General features: G+C 35.5%; 21 protein-coding genes. All 21 read left to right on the top strand.

What is annotated here, in order from left to right:
* The first annotated feature begins 6 nt into the window (after positions 1-6).
* The 21 genes from AC1VAQ_RS10310 (at position 7) to radC (ending at position 19,016) form a co-directional block, all read left to right on the top strand.
* On the top strand, positions 7-930 hold the full coding sequence (locus AC1VAQ_RS10310) for a M14 family metallopeptidase (protein WP_302599467.1): 924 nt from the start codon (positions 7-9) through the stop codon (positions 928-930).
* Entirely contained in the window at positions 931-1,887 is a 957-nt protein-coding gene (gene mnmL / locus AC1VAQ_RS10305) for a tRNA modification radical SAM protein MnmL/YtqA (RefSeq protein WP_302599468.1), read from the top strand.
* 48 nt (positions 1,888-1,935) lie between these two features.
* Positions 1,936-2,655, top strand: coding sequence for a metallophosphoesterase (locus AC1VAQ_RS10300; protein ID WP_302599469.1), 720 nt, complete (start codon positions 1,936-1,938; stop codon positions 2,653-2,655).
* Positions 2,652-4,022, top strand: coding sequence for an RsmF rRNA methyltransferase first C-terminal domain-containing protein (locus tag AC1VAQ_RS10295; RefSeq protein WP_479903871.1), 1,371 nt, complete (start codon positions 2,652-2,654; stop codon positions 4,020-4,022). Before AC1VAQ_RS10300 ends, AC1VAQ_RS10295 begins: the two co-directional genes overlap by 4 nt.
* Positions 4,023-4,057: 35 nt before the next feature.
* Positions 4,058-4,780 (top strand): 16S rRNA pseudouridine(516) synthase, encoded by a 723-nt coding sequence (locus tag AC1VAQ_RS10290; protein ID WP_302599471.1) that lies wholly within the window; start codon positions 4,058-4,060, stop codon positions 4,778-4,780.
* A gap of 2 nt (positions 4,781-4,782) precedes the next feature.
* Positions 4,783-5,442: an HAD family hydrolase gene (locus tag AC1VAQ_RS10285; protein ID WP_479903870.1), complete on the top strand. Its 660-nt coding sequence runs from the start codon at positions 4,783-4,785 to the stop codon at positions 5,440-5,442.
* Between the two features lie 194 nt (positions 5,443-5,636).
* On the top strand, positions 5,637-6,848 hold the full coding sequence (locus tag AC1VAQ_RS10280) for a YARHG domain-containing protein (RefSeq protein ID WP_479903869.1): 1,212 nt from the start codon (positions 5,637-5,639) through the stop codon (positions 6,846-6,848).
* A gap of 140 nt (positions 6,849-6,988) precedes the next feature.
* Complete coding sequence (locus tag AC1VAQ_RS10275; protein ID WP_479903877.1) at positions 6,989-7,480, top strand: GNAT family N-acetyltransferase; 492 nt, start codon at positions 6,989-6,991, stop codon at positions 7,478-7,480.
* Between the two features lie 456 nt (positions 7,481-7,936).
* On the top strand, positions 7,937-8,872 hold the full coding sequence (argF, locus tag AC1VAQ_RS10270; RefSeq protein WP_302599477.1) for an ornithine carbamoyltransferase: 936 nt from the start codon (positions 7,937-7,939) through the stop codon (positions 8,870-8,872).
* Between the two features lie 128 nt (positions 8,873-9,000).
* Entirely contained in the window at positions 9,001-10,089 is a 1,089-nt protein-coding gene (serC, locus tag AC1VAQ_RS10265) for a 3-phosphoserine/phosphohydroxythreonine transaminase (RefSeq protein ID WP_479903868.1), read from the top strand.
* Positions 10,090-10,092: 3 nt separating this feature from the next.
* Positions 10,093-11,250 (top strand): phosphoglycerate dehydrogenase, encoded by a 1,158-nt coding sequence (locus tag AC1VAQ_RS10260; protein ID WP_302599479.1) that lies wholly within the window; start codon positions 10,093-10,095, stop codon positions 11,248-11,250.
* Positions 11,251-11,345: 95 nt separating this feature from the next.
* A complete protein-coding gene (locus tag AC1VAQ_RS10255; protein WP_302599480.1) occupies positions 11,346-11,900 on the top strand; it encodes an ATP-binding protein in 555 nt (184 codons plus the stop codon).
* Between the two features lie 140 nt (positions 11,901-12,040).
* Positions 12,041-13,360, top strand: coding sequence for an electron transport complex subunit RsxC (gene rsxC, locus AC1VAQ_RS10250; protein ID WP_302599481.1), 1,320 nt, complete (start codon positions 12,041-12,043; stop codon positions 13,358-13,360).
* Between the two features lie 15 nt (positions 13,361-13,375).
* Positions 13,376-14,332 (top strand): RnfABCDGE type electron transport complex subunit D, encoded by a 957-nt coding sequence (locus AC1VAQ_RS10245; protein WP_302599482.1) that lies wholly within the window; start codon positions 13,376-13,378, stop codon positions 14,330-14,332.
* Entirely contained in the window at positions 14,329-14,889 is a 561-nt protein-coding gene (locus AC1VAQ_RS10240; RefSeq protein ID WP_302599484.1) for an RnfABCDGE type electron transport complex subunit G, read from the top strand. Before AC1VAQ_RS10245 ends, AC1VAQ_RS10240 begins: the two co-directional genes overlap by 4 nt.
* Positions 14,889-15,485, top strand: coding sequence for an electron transport complex subunit RsxE (rsxE, locus tag AC1VAQ_RS10235; protein WP_302599486.1), 597 nt, complete (start codon positions 14,889-14,891; stop codon positions 15,483-15,485). Before AC1VAQ_RS10240 ends, rsxE begins: the two co-directional genes overlap by 1 nt.
* A gap of 11 nt (positions 15,486-15,496) precedes the next feature.
* Entirely contained in the window at positions 15,497-16,072 is a 576-nt protein-coding gene (rsxA, locus tag AC1VAQ_RS10230; RefSeq protein ID WP_302599489.1) for an electron transport complex subunit RsxA, read from the top strand.
* 12 nt (positions 16,073-16,084) lie between these two features.
* The gene (locus tag AC1VAQ_RS10225; RefSeq protein ID WP_302599490.1) at positions 16,085-16,942 is read left to right on the top strand and encodes an RnfABCDGE type electron transport complex subunit B; all 858 of its coding nucleotides are present in this window, start codon (positions 16,085-16,087) and stop codon (positions 16,940-16,942) included.
* A gap of 326 nt (positions 16,943-17,268) precedes the next feature.
* A complete protein-coding gene (locus AC1VAQ_RS10220; RefSeq protein WP_302599310.1) occupies positions 17,269-17,532 on the top strand; it encodes a DUF4321 domain-containing protein in 264 nt (87 codons plus the stop codon).
* An 11-nt stretch (positions 17,533-17,543) separates the two neighbouring features.
* A complete protein-coding gene (locus tag AC1VAQ_RS10215) occupies positions 17,544-18,101 on the top strand; it encodes a Maf family protein (RefSeq protein WP_302599309.1) in 558 nt (185 codons plus the stop codon).
* A gap of 213 nt (positions 18,102-18,314) precedes the next feature.
* Complete coding sequence (gene radC / locus AC1VAQ_RS10210; protein WP_302599308.1) at positions 18,315-19,016, top strand: RadC family protein; 702 nt, start codon at positions 18,315-18,317, stop codon at positions 19,014-19,016.
* Positions 19,017-19,065: the final 49 nt, after the last annotated feature.

Below are 19,065 nucleotides of genomic sequence, written 5' to 3'. Positions count from 1 at the left end.
GTCACTATGAAAAAAAAAATTATACAATTGACGCGTGAACGTTATGACTTTATTTCGTTAAAGTGGCAAATGATTACTCTTAATAAGTGTTATCCATTTTTACAAATCTATACGATTGGAAAGAGTGTCAATCAATTGCCGCTCTATGCTCTGAGATTAGGTTGTGGACCTAGAAAGATACATATTAATGCCAGTCATCATGGTAATGAATGGATTACTACATTTATTTTGATGCGATGTATTGAAATATTGTGTAGTGCGTTAAAAAATGGGGAAAGCTTATATGGTATGGAAGTTAAAACGCTTTTGCAAAGGGTAACCTACGATTTTGTACCTATGGTCAATCCAGATGGTGTAATGCTGGCTTTAGAAGGTAAAAAAAGTCAGTATTTTACCGAGGCACATTTAAAGTGGAATGAAGGAAATCCTGATTTCACGAGGTGGAAGGCAAATGCAAGAGGTGTTGATTTAAATCGCAATTATGATGCGGGTTTTTTAGCCTATCAGCATATTACAAAGGTGCATACGCCTTATTTTGCGTATTATCAAGGACCATTTCCAGAAAGTGAGCCAGAAAGTAAGGCTCTTGCAGACCTGACAAGGAGACAACAATATGATTTAGTATTAGCTTATCATACCCAAGGTGAAGTAATTTATTGGACTTATGACAATGAGTATGTTGCAACTGCCAAGGAATATGCTAAAATGTTTGAGGAGGTTAGTGGTTATATACTAGAAGAACCAGATCCCCTAGCAGCATCGGGTGGTTATAAAGATTGGTTTATAAAAACTTTTAAGAAGCCTGGTTTTACAATTGAATGTGGTCTTGGTGAAAATCCAATTAGTATAAGTCAAAGTGATGAAATTATAGAACGTACCTTACCTATTTTATTACTTGCTGCAAAAGACATAAGAAAAGAGGAGCATTAAGTGGAAGTTTATCATAAATACTCTAGTTATTTAAAAGAAAAGTACGGAGAAAAGGTCTATAAGATACCAGTTAATTTGCCTGTAACATGTCCAAACCGCGATGGAAGTGCAGGACATGGGGGATGTACATTTTGTGGAGATGTGGGTGCAGGTTATGAAATGCGTAGCAATAAAGAACTTATTCGTATACAATTAGAAGCTAATATTGAAAAAATTAGTCAGAAGTATAAGGCCAATGCCTTTATCCCCTATTTACAGAACTATAGCAATACTTATATGCCACTTGAAACATTTGAAGAAGTTTTAGAACAAGTAGCACATGAAAAAGCAGTAGGCATTGCAGTTTCTACAAGACCTGATTGTATTAATGAAGCTTATTTAGAGGCGTTAGATGAATGGTCTAGGAAATATAATAAGACAGTTAACATTGAATTAGGACTTCAAACAATTAATTATAAAACATTAGAGGTTATTAATAGAGGGCATGGTCTAGCGGAATATTTAGATGCTGTGATGCAAATTAAAGCTTACCCCCACTTTACGATTTGCACACATATTATTGTAGACTTACCTTGGGATAATATGACAGATGTTATTGAAACAGCTAAATGTATGAGTGCACTGCGTATGGATTATGTAAAGCTCCATGCACTTTATATTGTGAAAAATACAAAGCTAGCAAAAGAATATGAAAAAGGTGAATTAGAACTTGTGAGCTTAGAAGCGTATAAAGAAAGAGTTATTACTTTCTTGCGTTATTTATCACCAGATATTGTTATTCAGCGTATTATTGGGCGTGCACCAGAAGAACATACTTTATATGCTAATTGGAATACAAGTTGGTGGAAAATCCATGATGATATTGTAGCTGAAATGACAGAAAAAGGTTATGTACAAGGTGACCTTTGTGATTATTTAAATGGAAAAGCTGTACACAAGTTTGTCGGTAATAAGTAATATTTTTTAGTACATTAGGCGAGCCTATAGAGATTAGAGGAGAAACAGATGAAAATATTTGCAATAGGAGATTTACATTTATCCAGTAGCATGCATAAGCCTATGGATATATTTGGTGATAAGTGGCGAGATCATGAGGCCCAACTTAAAACCAATTGGCAAAGATATGTGACAGAAGAAGATTATGTACTTATTCCCGGTGATATTTCATGGGCTATGCGTTTAGCTGAGGCAGAAAGTGATTTAAATATTTTAGAAAACCTTCCTGGCAAAAAAATATGTATTCGTGGCAATCATGATTATTGGTGGGACCGTCCAGGTAAATTAAATAGGCAGTATGAATCTATTTATTTTCTTCAAAATACAGCCTATTTTATAGGGGAACTTGCAATTTGCGGCACTAGAGGATGGATAAGCCCTAATACGGTGAAATGGGATATGGAAGATGAAAGGCTTTATCAAAGAGAGTTAGAGCGCTTGAAGCTTTCCTTAAATGTAGCAAGAGGTATGAAAGAAATTTGGGTGATGCTACACTATCCCCCTACATATAACAAATTTGTAGATTCCCCTTTACTTGCTCTTTTGGAAGAATATGGCGTATCTAAGGTGATTTATGGGCATTTACATGATGAAAGCTCATGGCAGGACGCATTGCAGGGAAACTACAAAAATATAACGTATACACTTGTATCAGCAGATTACATTGGCTTTAAACCAGTAGAAATTGCACAAATACCAAGCAGTAAAATTAATGGAGAGACAATATGAAATTACCAGTTAGCTTTGAAAATAAAATGAAAGTCTTATTAAAAGAGGAATACGATGCTTATTTGGCATCTTATGATTTGCCTAAATATCAAGGTTTTCGTATTAATACCCTTAAGATTAGCTTAGAAGAATGGGAGAAAATCAATCCTTTTAAGGAAGTGAAAAATGTGCCTTGGTGTAAGGAAGGTTTTTATTATGGCAGTGATGAAAAACCAGGAAAGCATCCTTATTATTATGCAGGGCTTTATTACATTCAAGAACCAAGTGCCATGTCACCAGGTGCCTATATGCCAATTGAAGAAGGGGATAAAGTGCTAGACCTTTGTGCTGCACCAGGTGGGAAGTCGACACAGCTTGCTGCTAAACTGGGTCAAAGCGGCGTTCTTGTATCCAATGATATTAGTGCATCTCGTGCGAGAGCACTGCTTAAGAATCTAGAAAACTGGGGAGCCAGAAATATTATTGTAACGAGTGAAGATACACCGAAGCTTGCAAGTAAGTGGGTGAATTACTTTGATAAGATTTTAATTGATGCGCCTTGTTCGGGAGAAGGTATGTTCCGTAAAAGTGAAGATGCTATTAAAAGCTGGGAAACGCATGGCGTAGAACATTGCTGTAATCTTCAAAAATGCATTTTAGAAAATGTGGTAAAAATGCTAAAGCCAAATGGGATGATTTTATATTCGACCTGTACGTTTTCACCTGAGGAAGACGAATGTATGATTCAAAACTTTTTAGAAAATAATCCGGACTTTAGTATTGTACCATTAAAAGGTGTAGGTGGTATTTCAAATGGATGTCCAGAATGGGTACCAGGTGGCGGTAAAGAGGAACTTAAAGGTGCCCTTAGATTATGGCCACACCATATGGAAGGTGAAGGACATTTCGTATGTCTCCTTCAACGTCATGGTGAAGGTGAAGGAAGTGTGCCACAGGTTAAATGTCGCAAATGTATCAAGGATTATAAAGAAGCAGCAGAATTTATTGAGGCCCATACGTATATTGATTTAAATACTTCAGTGGAAGAAATAAAAGGAAAGCTTTATATTTTACCAGAAGAAGCACCAGATCTTAGTGGGATTCGAGCAATACGTTCAGGACTTTATCTAGGTGAGATTAAAAGTAAGCGTTTTGAACCTTCGCAGGCAATGGTTTTAGCCTATCCTAAAGAGATGTTTAAGAGAGTTATTGAAATTGGTGAAGATGAAGAAATGGTGAAACGTTATTTAAAGGGGGAAACATTGCTTATAGAAGCAACAAAAGGATGGCATATTGTATGTATGCAAGGTTATCCTTTAGGCTGGGTAAAAGCACAAAATAATATGTTAAAGAATCAGTATCCAGCATCTTGGCGTATGATGGGCTAATGAAAGTTAAAAAAATATTTTAATTGGAGCGAAAAATGGCAAAGATGAGACTTGATAAGTACTTAGTTCATGTGGGATATGGCACAAGAAGTACAGTACAAAAATTAATTAAAAGTAAAAAAGTACAAGTAGATGATGTGGTGGTACAAAAGCCAGAAACAAGTATTGATCCAGAAAAAGCTATCGTTAAAATTGGTGGGCGCATTATGGATTATCAGGAATTTTATTATTTTATTTTGCATAAACCAGCAGGTTACATTACAGCAACAGAAGATAAAAAACTGCCAACAGTAGTGGATTTATTAGATGAAGAAGACCGTAACAAGGATGTAGCACCAGTAGGAAGGCTAGATAAAGATACAGAAGGTCTTTTAGTCTTAACTAATGATGGGAAAACAACCCATGAATTACTTTCACCTAAAAAGCATGTGGACAAAGTTTATTATGCACGTGTAAAAGGAGCGGTTATGCCAGAAGACTGTGATGCTTTTGCAACAGGCATGACTTTAGAAGATGGTACAGTTTTTGCACCAGGTAAACTTGAAATCATTACAAGTGGTGAAGAATCTGAGATTTATGTGACAATTAAAGAAGGCAAATTTCATCAGGTTAAACGTATGGTGCAAGCTATCGGCAAGGAAGTCGTATACCTTAAACGTATTAAAATGGGTAACTTTAGTTTGCCAGAAGATTTAGCACTTGGAGAATATCGTCAGCTTACGAAAGAAGAGTTGATGCAGCTTAAAGGAGAAGTATAATCATGATTGAAGCAGTCCTATTTGATCTAGATGGTACCTTAATTCATTCTAGCTGGGTATGGCCACAAGTAACAGTCGCTTATCTTGGACAATATGGATTAAAGGTACCCGATAATTTAGATGAATTAGAAGGCAAAAGTTTTACAGAAATTGCCAAGTATTTCAAGGAACGTTTTCATTTGCCGCAGACCGTAGAAGAGATTAAAGCAACTTGGAATGCTATGGGTGAAGCACTCTATACAAAGCAAGTAAGACTTAAAGAAGATGTACTAGCATTTTTAGAAATGCTTTCTAAGGCACATATAAAAATAGGAGTTGCTACAAGTAATAGTATAGAAATGACTGAGAAGGCCTTACTACATTTAGGGATAAGAAGTTATTTTGATGTGATTTGCACTTCATGCATGGTGGAGGTAGGAAAACCTAATCCTGCTATTTACCTTGAAACGGCTAGAAGATTAGGTATGAATCCTAAAAATTGCTTAGTTTTAGAAGATATGCCAAATGGCGTAAAGGCGGGGAAAGCAGCAGGCATGACTGTTTGGGCGATTCAAGATAGTACGAAAGAAGAAACAATTAATAAATTAAAAGTTTTAGCAGATGCTTACTTTGAAGATTATAAGTCGGTTAGAAGAGTATTTGAAAAAAGTATAGCATTTTAGAAGATAGCTTAACTAAAAAACACCTAGGATATTAGAGGATATCTTGGGTGTTTTTTAGTTAAGTAAGAGTAGATACTAAAAAGCATAATATAAAGACTTTGGGGATTTTCTATAATAAAGTTGTAATATAGAGGTAATGAATAATTAATAGCTATCATATATATTAATGATTTTAACAAATGGGGGAATGTGAAATGAAAAAGTGGTGCAGATTAAAAAGGATTCAGACCATATGTTTAGGCGTAATAGTGGGAATTTCAATTTTAGGCATGAATATATATGGTGCTGCAAATTGGAATCAACAGGGAAAAATTATTACAGCAGCCCAAGCACAAGAAATAGCAGAAGAAGAAAAATATAATGAAGAGATAGAAAATCAAAAATGGGAAGAAGAAGAAACGAATATTTATCTTGAAGATAAAACAAGTTATTTGTATCCTAATAGTCATATAGAAAAGATAGAAAGTTATGCGTTAAATTGGAATATTACAATGACATGCATTGGAAAATATGAAATTTATGCAAGGCATGGTGGGATAATAACGGACCCTAACTATACAAGATATTTTGAAAATAAGATATGGTATAATAAAGATAAAGAGATTTCGCAGGTTCAATTAAATGAGACTGAGCAGTATAATGTAGCATTACTTGATTGGTGGGAAAAAGTATTAAGAGAAGAAAAAGATCAGATGCAGGTACAAAGTACAGCACAAAGACTTTATTGTGATACTGTAGTTTATGAGGCTAATAGTCCCTTTAGCATAGATTTAAATGGAGATGGCAAAGTAGAGCAAATTAAGTATTTTTGTAAACCATTAGAAGCCGGGGGAGATTATAATAAGATGACATTGATGATTGACGGCAAAAAAGTTAAAACATTAGAGGTTTTTTTTGTATCACAAATTTGGCTTGTAGATATTAACCCGAAAGATGCGTATAAAGAATTAGTTATTTATGATATGGGATCAAGTAGCGACCCTGTTGATTATTTTTTTACCTATAATCAAGGAAAAGGCATTTTTATGGGGGCTGTAGAAGGTCATATTAATGATACATGGGCACGTAACTATATTTCGGATGGTATTTTACATGCTTTAGAAAGAAATGATGATGTTGGAACAGATTGCTATAACTGTGATTATATTTTAAATGAAAAACATAAACTTCAAAAGGTGGTAACACCTTATTATGAAATGCATAAGCCTGCATTTGTAAATTCATCAATCACTGTTTATGAAAAACAGGATTTTAGTAGTCAAAGTCAGATTTGTCCAGAAACGACAAGTGTAATAATTTTAGCCATAGATCACACCGGGTGGTACAAGCTACAATTGTCATCAGGTGAGATAGGTTGGGCCTATAATGTTGGGGAATCATTTTCAGGCTTATTATACTATGATTAATACACCATTTTTGAAAGCAAAAGGAACTATGGTATAATTTATAATTGAAATATTTTAATGAGTTTAAATATTTTGTGTTTTCATATAAAATAAAAAGACATATTTGGATAAGGAGACATAACGTGAATAATGCAAAAAAGATAAATGAAATCATTATACGACAAGTCAGAGAGGCGGATTTAGAAGCAGTAGTAGCAGTGGAAGCTACATGTTTTCCATCAGCAGAAGCAGCGTCTAAGCGCGCTATTGCTACAAGAATAGAAGCTTTCAAAACACATTTCTTTGTAGCGACTTATAAAGATGAAGTAATTGGCTTCATTAATGGGGCAGTTATTAATGAAGAAAGAATATATGATGAGCTTTTTGAAGAAGCTAGGTTGCATAACCCACTTGGACATTATCAGGCAATCTATAGTTTAGCTGTGCATCCAGCATATGGTCACTGTGGTATAGGAAGTTTGCTCATGCAGCAAATGATTACGAAAGGAAAAGATGATCAGCGAAAAGGTGTTATTTTAACATGTAAGGAGACGTTACTTCCTTTCTATGAACGATTTGGCTATAAAAATTTAGGTGTATCTGCTTCAGTGCATGGTGGAGCTGTTTGGTATGATATGCTACTGACAATATAATATAGTTTGGCTAAGAAAAAAAGCAGTAAGTATTTTAGTATAAAAATGCATTACTGCTTTTTTGCAGATATTTTTTATTCTATAGGTGGGGGTGTACATATGGGAGAAACAGCAGAATAAGCAGTGATGAGAGAGGTTTATTAAAAAATAGGGGTAAAGTATGAAATTGCCCATTTAGTTTTTATGCATAACTTTTTGTAGATAAGCTATTACATATGTCAAGCTGTATAGAACATATTGTGATGCAAGATTAGTAGGTTTAATATTTTGTCTTAAGCATTTTAAAGGGGAATAGAAAAACAGTAGGACTCTAGAATTTAGAACTACTGTTTTGAGTTTTTAAATAAAATATAAAAAATAAAGAAATATTATTGTTTTTTATATTTTACTCATGTATAATTGTATAATAATTAATAAAAATTCATGTAAATTTATAATTATACAGGAGGTAAACTTATGTTTGGATTAAAAGGAAAATCATTACTCACATTACATGATTTCACACCAGAACAAATTGGATATTTATTAGATTTAGCGCAGGAGCTTAAAGCTAAGAAGAGAATGGGAATTAAGGGTAATCTTTTAGCTGGTAAAAATGTAGCTCTTATTTTTGAGAAACCTTCTACACGTACACGTTGTGCTTTTACGGTAGCTTGTAATGACGAAGGTGCCTTTCCTGAATACTTAGGAAAAGATGATATTCAACTGGGGCATAAAGAAAGTGTAGCTGATACGGCACGTGTACTTGGCCGTTTCTTTGATGCTATTGAATTTCGTGGTTTTTCACAGGAAGTTGTTTCAGATCTTGCAAAATATAGTGGGGTACCTGTTTATAATGGCCTAACAGATCTTTATCATCCTACACAAATTTTAGCAGATCTTATGACAATGAAAGAGCATTTAGGAAGTTTAAAAGGTAAGAAGTTTGTTTTTTTAGGGGATGGGCGATTTAATATGGCTAATAGTTTACTTATTGGATGTGCGAAAATGGGTGTAGACATTGTCATTTTAGCACCAGAAGCGTTATGGCCAGATAAGGACCATGTAGCTATTTGTGAAGGTTATGCTAAGGAGAGCGGTGCCACAGTTACGATTACAAGTGATTTAGAGGCAGTAAAAGGTGCAGATGTTATTTATACAGATGTATGGTTCTCAATGGGGGAAGAAGATAAGGCGAAAGAACGTATTACCCTTCTGCAGCCTTACCAAGTAAACAGTCAGCTTATGGCCAAAACAGAAAATCCCAATGTACTCTTTATGCACTGCTTGCCAGCTATTAAAGGTTATGAAGTGACAGAGGACGTGTTCGAAAGTAAAAATTCAGTAGTATTCGACGAAGCGGAGAATCGTATGCATACGATTAAAGCAGTTATGGTAGCTACCATGTCATAATTTGTCCCAAAATCTAAATAAAATGTTTTGTGAAATATTGACTAATTTATAAAAAGTAACTATAATTTTACTAATATCAAAATATAATAAAATATACAACAATAAACAGAAAAATATAGGAGGCAAATGTGATGCGCGTATTTAATTTTTCAGCAGGACCTGGAGCATTACCACTAGAAGTATTAGAAAGAGCACAAAAAGAGCTTGTAGAGTATAAAGATACAGGTATGAGTGTAATGGAGATGAGCCATCGCTCTAAACCTTATGCAGCAATTATTGAAGCGGCAGAGGCTAAATTACGTAAGGTAATGGGGATTCCAGATAACTATACAGTACTCTTTTTACAAGGTGGAGCTTCTCTACAATTTGCAATGATTCCATTAAATCTACTTAAAAATTCTAAGAAAGCAGATTATATTGAATCAGGTGCTTTTGCATCTAAAGCACTTAAAGAAGCTAAAAAATATGGGGAAATTAATGTAGTAGGTTCATCTAAAGCTGATGGCTATAGCTATATTCCAAAAGTAGACAAAGCAAACTTTACAAAGGATGCTGATTACTTCTATATTTGTGGTAACAACACAATTTATGGTACAAAATTCAATGAATTCCCAGATACAGGAGATGTGCCACTTGTGGCAGATTTATCTTCTTGCATTCTTTCAGAAAAAATAGATGTTTCTAAATTTGGTCTTATTTATGCAGGAGCACAAAAGAATTTAGGACCTGCAGGTGTAACACTTGTTATTATTCGTAATGATCTTATTGGTTATGCTGATGAGAAAGTACCTGCTATGCTTAATTATAAACTAATGGCAGATAATGGTTCTATGTATAATACACCACCAACATATGGTATCTATATGTTAGGGTTAATGTTTGACTGGATTGAAGCACAAGGCGGCGTAGAAGCACTTGAAGCGAGAAATCGTGAAAAAGCAGCGCTTCTTTATGATTATCTTGATAACTCAGAACTCTTTAAGGGTACAGCTGCTAAAGAAGACCGTTCATTAATGAATGTAACATTTGTAACAGGCAATCCAGATCTTGATGCAAAATTCGTTAAAGAAGCAGCAGAAGTTGGTCTTGTTAACTTAAAAGGTCATAGAAGTGTAGGTGGCATGCGTGCAAGTATCTATAATGCCATGACACTTGAAGGTGTTCAAAAACTTGTAGATTTCATGACAAAATTTGAAGCAGAAAACAAGGAGGCATAATTAATGTATACAGTTCACACACTTAATAAGATTTCTAAAACTGGTTTAGCACTATTAGATGAAAACTATACAGTAAGCGAACAATTAGAAGGTGCTGATGCGATTTTAGTAAGAAGTGCTAAAATGCATGATATGGAAATTCCTGAAAGTGTTAAAGCTATTGCCAGAGCAGGTGCTGGGGTTAATAATATTCCAATTACAGAATGCGCTGAAAAAGGGATTGCTGTATTTAATACACCAGGCGCTAATGCTAACGCCGTAAAAGAGTTAGTTATTGCAGGTCTTTTATTATCTTCTCGTGATGTTATCGGTGGCATTAATTGGGCGCATACATTAGAAGCAGATGTAGCAAAACAAGTTGAAAAAGGTAAAAGTGCTTTTGCAGGCCAAGAAATTTTAGGTAAAACACTTGGTGTTGTTGGTCTTGGTGCGATTGGTGTCATGGTGGCTAATGCAGCTGCTGCACTTGGTATGAAGGTTATTGGGCATGATCCATATATTTCTGTAGATGCAGCTTGGGGACTTTCTAGAGAAGTAGTGCATGCTAAAAGCTTAGATGAACTCCTTACACAATCAGATTATATTACAATTCACGTGCCACTTTTAGATTCTACAAAACATATGTTAAACGCAGATGCTTTTGGAAAGATGAAAGATGGTGTACGTATTCTTAACTTCTCAAGAGATACACTTGTTGAAAACAAAGATTTATTTGCAGCTATTGAAAGTGGTAAAGTGGCTAAATATGTCACAGATTTCCCAGTAGAAGAAGTGATGAATAATGACCATGTGATTACAATTCCTCATTTAGGTGCTTCAACAACAGAATCAGAAGATAACTGTGCGATGATGGCTGTAAAAGAAGTAAGAGATTACTTAGAAAATGGTAATATTACAAATTCAGTTAACTTACCAGCATGTTCTATGGCATGGGTTGCAAGCTATCGTCTTGCACTTATTCATAAAAACACACCGGCCATGATTGGTCAAATTACAAATATCATTGCACAGGCAGGTATTAATATTCAAGATATGACAAACAGAAGCCGTGGTGATTTTGCTTATACTTTAATTGATACAGATACCGCTGTATCAGATGAGCAAGTTGCAAAAATCCAAGGTATTGAAAATATGATTAAGGTACGCGTGTTAAAAAAATAAGTAAAACCTAGATGCTAAGGTGAACTTATAAGGGATAAGCTATTCTAAAAATTAGGATAGCTTATTTTTTGTGAATTTCTAATGGGGGGATATTTATGAAGGATTTGTCATTACATCTTTTAGATATTGCAGAAAATAGCATTCGTGCAGGTGCAACAAAAGTGATGATGAGCATTACAGAAGATGTGAAAGCGAACTGGCTCTATTTTAAGGTTCAAGATAATGGTAAAGGGATGCCAGAGGCAATGCGAAAAGAGGTGACTAATCCTTTTGTAACAAGTAGAACATTAAGAAAAGTAGGAATGGGATTACCGTTACTAGCACAACGCTGTGAGCTTTGTGTGGGAGATTTGAAAATTGATAGTCAAGAAGGTAAAGGAACTATAGTGATAGCTAAAATGTGCTATAACCACATTGATCGGGTACCTTTAGGTGATATAGGAAGTACCCTTATGACACTTATGATAGCCTATCCACATATTCGCTATATTTACCAGCATCAATACGATGATAAAATTTTTAGGCTTGATACCCTAGAAATACAGGGAATTTTGGGAGAAAAGGCAATGCTTCAGAATACACAAGTCATCCTTTGGCTTAAAGAGTATGTAAATGATAATATTCAAGTACTATACGAAAAAAATAACTAAAAATATAAATCACCCCTACGAGTGATTGAATAAAAATTCACAATATATAAGATGAATACAAATATGAAAGTAAAAATATTTATTTATTTGTAATAAAATGATATAATTTAAAATATTAAATAAAATAAAGGGGGATTAATATGAGTAAATTAACCTTTAAAAAAGGTATTCATCCAGGCTACCATAAGGCTGAAACTCAAAACAAGGCAATTGAAGTTTTAATGCCATTGGATGAATTGGTTTTCCCTATGTCTCAGCATATTGGTACACCAGCTAAACCTATTGTAAAAAAAGGAGATCGTGTACTGGTAGGGCAAAAGATAGGAGAAGCAGATGGCTTTGTATCTTCACCAGTGCATAGTAGTGTTTCAGGCGTTGTTAAAGTTATAGAAGAGCGTATGACCCATAGGGGCATAAAGGATATGTGTGTAGTTATTATCCAAGATGGAATGTATGAAGAATCAGAAGAAATGGCTCAAAAAGCAAGACCTGATTACGAAAGGCTGACACAAGATGAGCTTGTGAGCTTAGTTCAAGAAGCAGGTCTTGTAGGGATGGGGGGAGCCACTTTCCCAACACATGTAAAACTTTCTGTACCAAAAGATAAAAAAGTTGAATTTATCATTATTAATGGAGCAGAGTGCGAACCTTATTTAACATCTGACCACCGTGTTATGTTAGAAAATAGTGAAGAAATTATTGCAGGACTTAAAGTACTGCTTAGTGTTTTTAAAGATGCTAAGGCAATTATTGGGATTGAAGATAATAAAATGGATGCTATCTCAAAACTGACAAGTTTAGTAGCAGATGAAAGTCGCATTGAAGTGGCTACTTTACATACAAAATACCCACAAGGGTCCGAGAAGCATTTGATTTATGCTACAACAGGCAGAGAAGTACCAAGTGGGAAACTTCCTATTGAAGTAAGCTGTCTTGTGCATAATATTGATTCCATTGTGGCGATTTACCGTGCAGTTGTTAAAGGACGCCCAATTATGAGACGCATTGTAACGGTATCAGGCAGTGGGGTGACAAATCCGTGCAACTTAGAAGTGAAAATAGGCTGCTCTTATCGGCAGCTTCTTGAAAAAGCAGGCTGGGATGATGCACGTACAGTCAAAGTTATTGCGGGTGGCCCTATGATGGGAATTGCAATGAGTGACATAGATGTACCCGTTGTAAAAGGCACTTCAGCAATTTTATGTTTTACTGATGAAGAGATGAAAAATGAAGTGGCAACAGCTTGTATTCGTTGCGGTAAATGTGTAGATGTCTGTCCGATGTCACTCGTACCAAACGTGCTGCATAGAGCTGCACTAAATGGACGTTATGAAACATTCTTAGAAAATGACGGAATGGACTGTATTGAATGTGGGTGTTGCGCATATACATGTCCGGCAAAACGTGATCTTGTTCAAAGTATTCGTACAGCTAAAACAGCTGTTCGTGCTAAAAAATAAAAAGGAGAATGAACCATGGAAAAGATGTTAACTGTATCTTCCTCACCACATGTTAGAGCCAAGCATACAACGAAAAGTATTATGTTGGATGTCATCATTGCATTGATGCCAACGCTTGTGGCAGGAATTTATTTTTATGGCATACGTGCACTACTTGTAACGACGTTAAGTGTGATTTGCTGTGTGGTATTTGAATGGGGATGGGAAAAGATTTTTAAAAGACCAAGTACTATAGGAGATTTAAGTGCGGTAGTTACAGGTGTTTTACTTGCTTTTAATATGCCAGTGGGTGTACCTGTTTATGCGATTGTCGTAGGTGCGTTTATAGCAATTATATTTGCAAAGCAAATTTTTGGTGGAATGGGTCAAAACTTCGTTAACCCTGCACTTGCAGGACGGGCGGCGCTGCTTGCTGCTTATCCTACAGCTATGCGTACTTTTACAGTACCTATTCCGGGAAAGTTTGTAGCAGATGCTGTGACAGGCGCAACGCCTTTAGAACTCATGAAAAATGAATTATATGATCAAATGCCAACCTTATTTGATGCTTTTGTCGGTAATATTGGGGGCTGTATTGGTGAAGCATCTGCGTTAGCACTTTTAATTGGCGGTATTTATTTATTGGTTCGCCGTGTGATTAAGTGGCATATCCCAGTCTTTTATTTAGGAACAATCTTCTTAATGACACTTATTTTTGGTGGTGTAGGCGTTACGATAAGCTTTATGTCTCTGTTCTTAGGCGGTGTGATGCTAGGGGCTTTCTTCATGGCAACAGATTATACGACAACACCAATGACAATCAAAGGGCAGATTATATTTGCTATAGGTGCAGGTATTATTACTGTTGTCATTCGTCTGTGGGGTGGCTACCCAGAAGGGGTAAGTTACAGTATTTTACTTATGAACTTAACAGTACCCCTTATTGATCGTTATATTAAACAAAAACGTTTTGGGGGAGGAAAAGTGGCATGAAAGATATTTTAAGGCTAGGCATTATTCTTTTCCTTATAACAGGTATTTGCACAGGACTTTTAGGGGGAATTTATCAGGTGACAAAACCTATTATTGAAGAAAATAATGCAAAGACGCAAATGGCAGCTATGCAGGCGCTTTTAACAGATGCTGATGATTTTGTTGCAGTAGAAGGAGCAAGTGAAGAATTGGTAGCAGCCATATTTGTGGCAAAAGCAGGTGCTAATCAGGTGGGTTATGTGGCAAAAGTGACACCATTAGGTTATGGTGGTACTATTGAGCTTTTAGTAGCTTTTGATGCACAGTGTACAGTACAAGGCATTAAGATTTTAAGCCACGCAGAAACACCAGGCTTTGGGGCCAATGCAGAAAAACCTACTTTTACAGAACAGTTTAAAGCTAAAAAAGCACCCCTTAGTGTAACAAAAGTGACGCCAGATGATGATGAAGTTCAGGCTATTACAGGTGCAACGATTACATCTACAGCGGTAACTGAAGGTGTGAATGCTGCGGCCACATATATTAAAGCACATAGCACAGAATGGGGGGATTTATAATGAAAAAACTACTTGAAAGATTAAAAGCAGGCCTTCTTACAGATAATCCTACTTTTGTACAGGTATTAGGGATGTGTCCAACACTTGCAGTTACGACAAGTGCAACGAATGGTTTTGCCATGGGACTTACCACGACGGCAGTGCTGATTTGTTCGAATCTTGCAATTTCACTTTTAAGAAAGATCATTCCATCTAAAATTAGAATTCCAGCTTTTATTGTTATCATTGCTAGCTTTGTAACAATGATTGAGCTCTTACTAAAGGCTTATATGCTAGATTTATACAATACACTAGGCCTTTTTATTCCACTTATTGTTGTAAACTGTATTATTTTAGGACGTGCAGAAGCGTATGCTTTTAAGAATGGTCCAATATCTTCTATATTTGATGGACTTGGGATGGGGCTTGGCTTTACAGTATCTCTTACAGTTATTGGAATTATCAGGGAGGTTTTAGGTGTGGGAGAACTCTTTGGTATGCGTGTAATGCCAGCAAGTTATACACCAGCTATTATTATGATTTTAGCACCAGGCGCTTTTTTCACTTTAGCAATTTTAATGGCGATTTTAAATACATTAAAGGCTAAAAAACATTAGGAGGGATAAAAATGAACTTGTTATTGCTGTTTATTGGTGGGGCACTTGTAAATAACTTTGTACTTTCTAAGTTTTTAGGGATTTGTGCCTTTTTAGGTGTATCTAAAAAAGTTGATACAGCTATTGGAATGGGGGCTGCCGTAACTTTTGTTATGAGTCTTGCCTCTATGTTTACTTATTTGGTTTATAAATTTATTTTAGTACCGTTTAAATTAGAGTATTTATATACTGTAGCATTTATTTTAGTAATTGCTTCTCTTGTACAGTTTGTAGAGATGGTTATTCAAAAGATGAGTCCATCCCTTTATAGTGCACTGGGAGTGTTTTTACCTTTAATTACAACAAACTGTGCGGTACTGGGAGTATCTATTTTAAATATGCAAAATAATTATTCACTTATTGAATCTATTGTCAATGGTGTAGGTGGGGCCGTTGGATTTACTCTTGTAATGGTGCTCATGGCAGGTATTCGTGAACGTATTGAAGATAACGATGTATTATCTGGTTTTAAAGGTTTACCTATTGCACTGATGACGGCAGGGTTTATGGCAATTGCTTTTGCCGGATTTTCAAATCTAATTAAATAAGGAGGGGGCAAGATGTTACAAGGAATTTTAACACCTGTACTTTTTATTGGGGGCATAGGTCTTCTATTTGGAATTATACTTGGGATTGCGGCCAAGAAATTTGCTGTGCCAGTAGATGAACGTGTAGAAGCTATAAGAGAATGTTTGCCAGGTGCAAATTGTGGAGGCTGTGGCTTGGCGGGGTGCGATGCATTAGCTAAAGCAATTGCTAGTGGTGAAAGTCCGATAAATGGCTGTCCTGTTTGTAATAGCGAGCAGGTGGCGGCAATTGGTAAAGTGATGGGCATAGCGGCAGAAAGTGGTGAAAAGAAGATTGCCGTTGTAAGGTGTAAAGGAAATCATGAGTATGCAAAGGTGAAGTTTGAATATGTAGGTATTCAAAGTTGCAAGGATGCCAACTTAGTAGGTGGTGGACCTAAAGTTTGTGCCTATGGCTGCTTAGGCTTTGGGACTTGTGCGGCAGCCTGTCCATTTGGGGCCATTCATATGGAAGAGGGGTTACCTGTTATTGATAAAGAAATTTGTGTAGGATGTGGAGCCTGCCAAAAAGTGTGTCCAAGACAAGTCATTCACATACAGCCAATTTCTACAAGTTATCATGTAAATTGTGTGTCTAAAGATAAAGGTAAGGTTGTAAAAGATGGTTGTCAAGTGGGTTGTATTGGTTGTGGTCTTTGCGCAAGACAATGTGAGCATGATGCTATTACAGTAGTTAATAATGTTGCATACATTGATTCAGAAAAATGTGTAGGTTGCGGTAAATGTATGGCCAAATGTCCGACGAGGGCAATTTCTAACTTATTAGATGAAACTTTTAAGGAACCTCCTATTAAACCCAATATTTCACAAGAAGCACCTGTTTCTTTATAAAGGTTAAAGGCAATAAGTGCTAGGGACACTTCACTAAAATAGGTATTTAAAAATAAATAATAAATGGGGATAGGTCGGTAAAAGTGATGTTTCGCATCAATTTTACCGACCTATCCCCATATTTTTATAGACTAGGGAAAAAATAATTTCCAATAAAAGTCATTTCAAAAGGATAAAATGGATGACGCATTAGGGGAAATATAGTATACTTAAGTAAGAAGTTAGAAAAATAAATCAAATGAATAATTTCGCATCACCAAAACATAAAGAATACCTATGAAACATAGATGTGAAATGTATACAAAAGAGGAAGAGGGATTAATAATATGGCAGGTAGTAGAACAGTGGAAAGAACTGGGGTAATGATTTTGTGTTTATTATCAGGTCTTACTGTAGGATACTTTATTGGTGAACTTTGTAAGGATATTCAGTTCTTGTCTTGGGTGAATTATGCAGGACAATTTGGACTAGATACACCTGTACAAGTGAATTTGGGTGTGATATGGTTTTCTTTACAGATTAAGTTTAATATAAGTATTGCATCTATTTTAGGATTATTAGGCGGTGTATTTATTTACCGTAAGTTATAAAGGAGTAAAATATGATATTAGCATCAGCGTCTCCAAGAAGACATGAATTAATTAAATTAGTAACAGATGATGTTCAAATTATTACAAAAGAAGTAGAAGAAGTGATTGATCAAAAAGCTTCTCCGCAGAAAAATGTACAGGCTTTGGCATGGAAAAAGGCTATGTCAGTAGCTGAGGCACATGAAGATGAAATTGTGATAGGTGCAGACACAGTTGTTTGTCTAGATGGGCATATTATGGGAAAACCTAAAGATGAAGAAGAAGCAAAGGCGATGCTCAGAAAGCTAGCAGGCAAGACGCATGAGGTTTGTACAGGGGTTGCGTTGATTGGAAAGAGTAAAGGCATTGAGAGAACTTTCGTTGAAATTACTTATGTGACGATGAAAGATTTAAGTGATGAAGAAATTGATTATTATGTAAGTACGAAGGAGCCGATGGATAAGGCAGGAAGTTATGGCATTCAAGGCAAGGGGGCTCTATATATTTCACATATTAATGGAGACTATTATAATGTCATGGGATTACCAGTGCACAAACTTTATGAAACACTATGTGAAATAAAAAAGTAATAAATGGGAAGAATAAAAAAGCAATCACCATATATATGGGATTGCTTTTTTATTGATGGAAATACTATTTATTACAGAAATGTTTATAAGGTGTTTTGGAATAATTTAAATAATGTGACAAAAGTAATGTATAAAATTAAATAAGTAAGGCAAGTATTTAAATGAGTTATGAAATGACTAGTTGGTTAATATGTATAGAGGGGATGAGCATAAATGAGGATGCGAGATTGTCCAATTGAAGAACGGCCCTATGAAAAATTTCAGCACTATGGTAGTGAAGCGTTAACAGATACAGAGTTATTAGCAATTTTATTACGAACAGGAACAGCTAAGTGCAATGTGATGGAATTATCACGGGAACTTTTAACGCATTTTCAAGAGGATACTATTGTTGCAAGGTATCCTTCATTGCTCACGCTTTATCAATTCTCTTATGAAGAGTTACAGAAGATAGAGGGCATTGGCAAAGTAAAAGCCATTCAAATACTTGCTTTAGTGAGTTTGTGTAAACGTATGGTAAAGGCTAAATATACAGAAGGTGAAAAGGTAAATTCACCTCAAATGATTGCAGATTATTTTATGGAAGAACTTAGGCATAAAAGAGAGGAGTGCTTTGTGGTTATTTTCTTAGATGCAAAGTGCAGAATGTTGGGAAATGAGGTGGTTTCTACAGGTAGTCTAACTGCATCTATTGTTCACCCAAGAGAAGTATATAAAAAAGCGGTACAAAAATCAGCCCATAGCATTATAGCTCTTCATAATCATCCGAGTGGTGATCCATCACCTAGCGAAGAAGATATTCAAATCACAAAACGGCTCAAACAGGCAGGAGATATTATGGGCATTCCACTTTTAGATCATATTATTATAGGTGATGGGATTTATCGCAGTTTAAAAGAAGAAAGTTATCTGTAATTGTTGAAAAGGAAACAAAAAAAGGTTATGATGGTAGATATGAGATTTT

Source organism: Cellulosilyticum sp. (genome assembly GCF_982396655.1).
Note: the sequence above shows the minus strand (reverse complement) of the source record. Positions and strands in the feature narration are given on the sequence as shown.

What these genes read in the sequence shown, in the direction of transcription:
- AC1VAQ_RS10310 (WP_302599467.1), top strand. Translation starts at nt 7, where the DNA reads ATGAAAAAAAAAATTATACAATTGACGCGTGAACGTTATGACTTTATT.
- AC1VAQ_RS10300 (WP_302599469.1), top strand. Translation starts at nt 1,936, where the DNA reads ATGAAAATATTTGCAATAGGAGATTTACATTTATCCAGTAGCATGCAT.
- AC1VAQ_RS10295 (WP_479903871.1), top strand. Translation starts at nt 2,652, where the DNA reads ATGAAATTACCAGTTAGCTTTGAAAATAAAATGAAAGTCTTATTAAAA.
- AC1VAQ_RS10290 (WP_302599471.1), top strand. Translation starts at nt 4,058, where the DNA reads ATGGCAAAGATGAGACTTGATAAGTACTTAGTTCATGTGGGATATGGC.
- AC1VAQ_RS10285 (WP_479903870.1), top strand. Translation starts at nt 4,783, where the DNA reads ATGATTGAAGCAGTCCTATTTGATCTAGATGGTACCTTAATTCATTCT.
- AC1VAQ_RS10280 (WP_479903869.1), top strand. Translation starts at nt 5,637, where the DNA reads ATGAAAAAGTGGTGCAGATTAAAAAGGATTCAGACCATATGTTTAGGC.
- argF (WP_302599477.1), top strand. Translation starts at nt 7,937, where the DNA reads ATGTTTGGATTAAAAGGAAAATCATTACTCACATTACATGATTTCACA.
- AC1VAQ_RS10260 (WP_302599479.1), top strand. Translation starts at nt 10,093, where the DNA reads ATGTATACAGTTCACACACTTAATAAGATTTCTAAAACTGGTTTAGCA.
- AC1VAQ_RS10255 (WP_302599480.1), top strand. Translation starts at nt 11,346, where the DNA reads ATGAAGGATTTGTCATTACATCTTTTAGATATTGCAGAAAATAGCATT.
- rsxC (WP_302599481.1), top strand. Translation starts at nt 12,041, where the DNA reads ATGAGTAAATTAACCTTTAAAAAAGGTATTCATCCAGGCTACCATAAG.
- AC1VAQ_RS10245 (WP_302599482.1), top strand. Translation starts at nt 13,376, where the DNA reads ATGGAAAAGATGTTAACTGTATCTTCCTCACCACATGTTAGAGCCAAG.
- AC1VAQ_RS10240 (WP_302599484.1), top strand. Translation starts at nt 14,329, where the DNA reads ATGAAAGATATTTTAAGGCTAGGCATTATTCTTTTCCTTATAACAGGT.
- rsxE (WP_302599486.1), top strand. Translation starts at nt 14,889, where the DNA reads ATGAAAAAACTACTTGAAAGATTAAAAGCAGGCCTTCTTACAGATAAT.
- rsxA (WP_302599489.1), top strand. Translation starts at nt 15,497, where the DNA reads ATGAACTTGTTATTGCTGTTTATTGGTGGGGCACTTGTAAATAACTTT.
- AC1VAQ_RS10225 (WP_302599490.1), top strand. Translation starts at nt 16,085, where the DNA reads ATGTTACAAGGAATTTTAACACCTGTACTTTTTATTGGGGGCATAGGT.
- AC1VAQ_RS10220 (WP_302599310.1), top strand. Translation starts at nt 17,269, where the DNA reads ATGGCAGGTAGTAGAACAGTGGAAAGAACTGGGGTAATGATTTTGTGT.
- AC1VAQ_RS10215 (WP_302599309.1), top strand. Translation starts at nt 17,544, where the DNA reads ATGATATTAGCATCAGCGTCTCCAAGAAGACATGAATTAATTAAATTA.
- radC (WP_302599308.1), top strand. Translation starts at nt 18,315, where the DNA reads ATGAGGATGCGAGATTGTCCAATTGAAGAACGGCCCTATGAAAAATTT.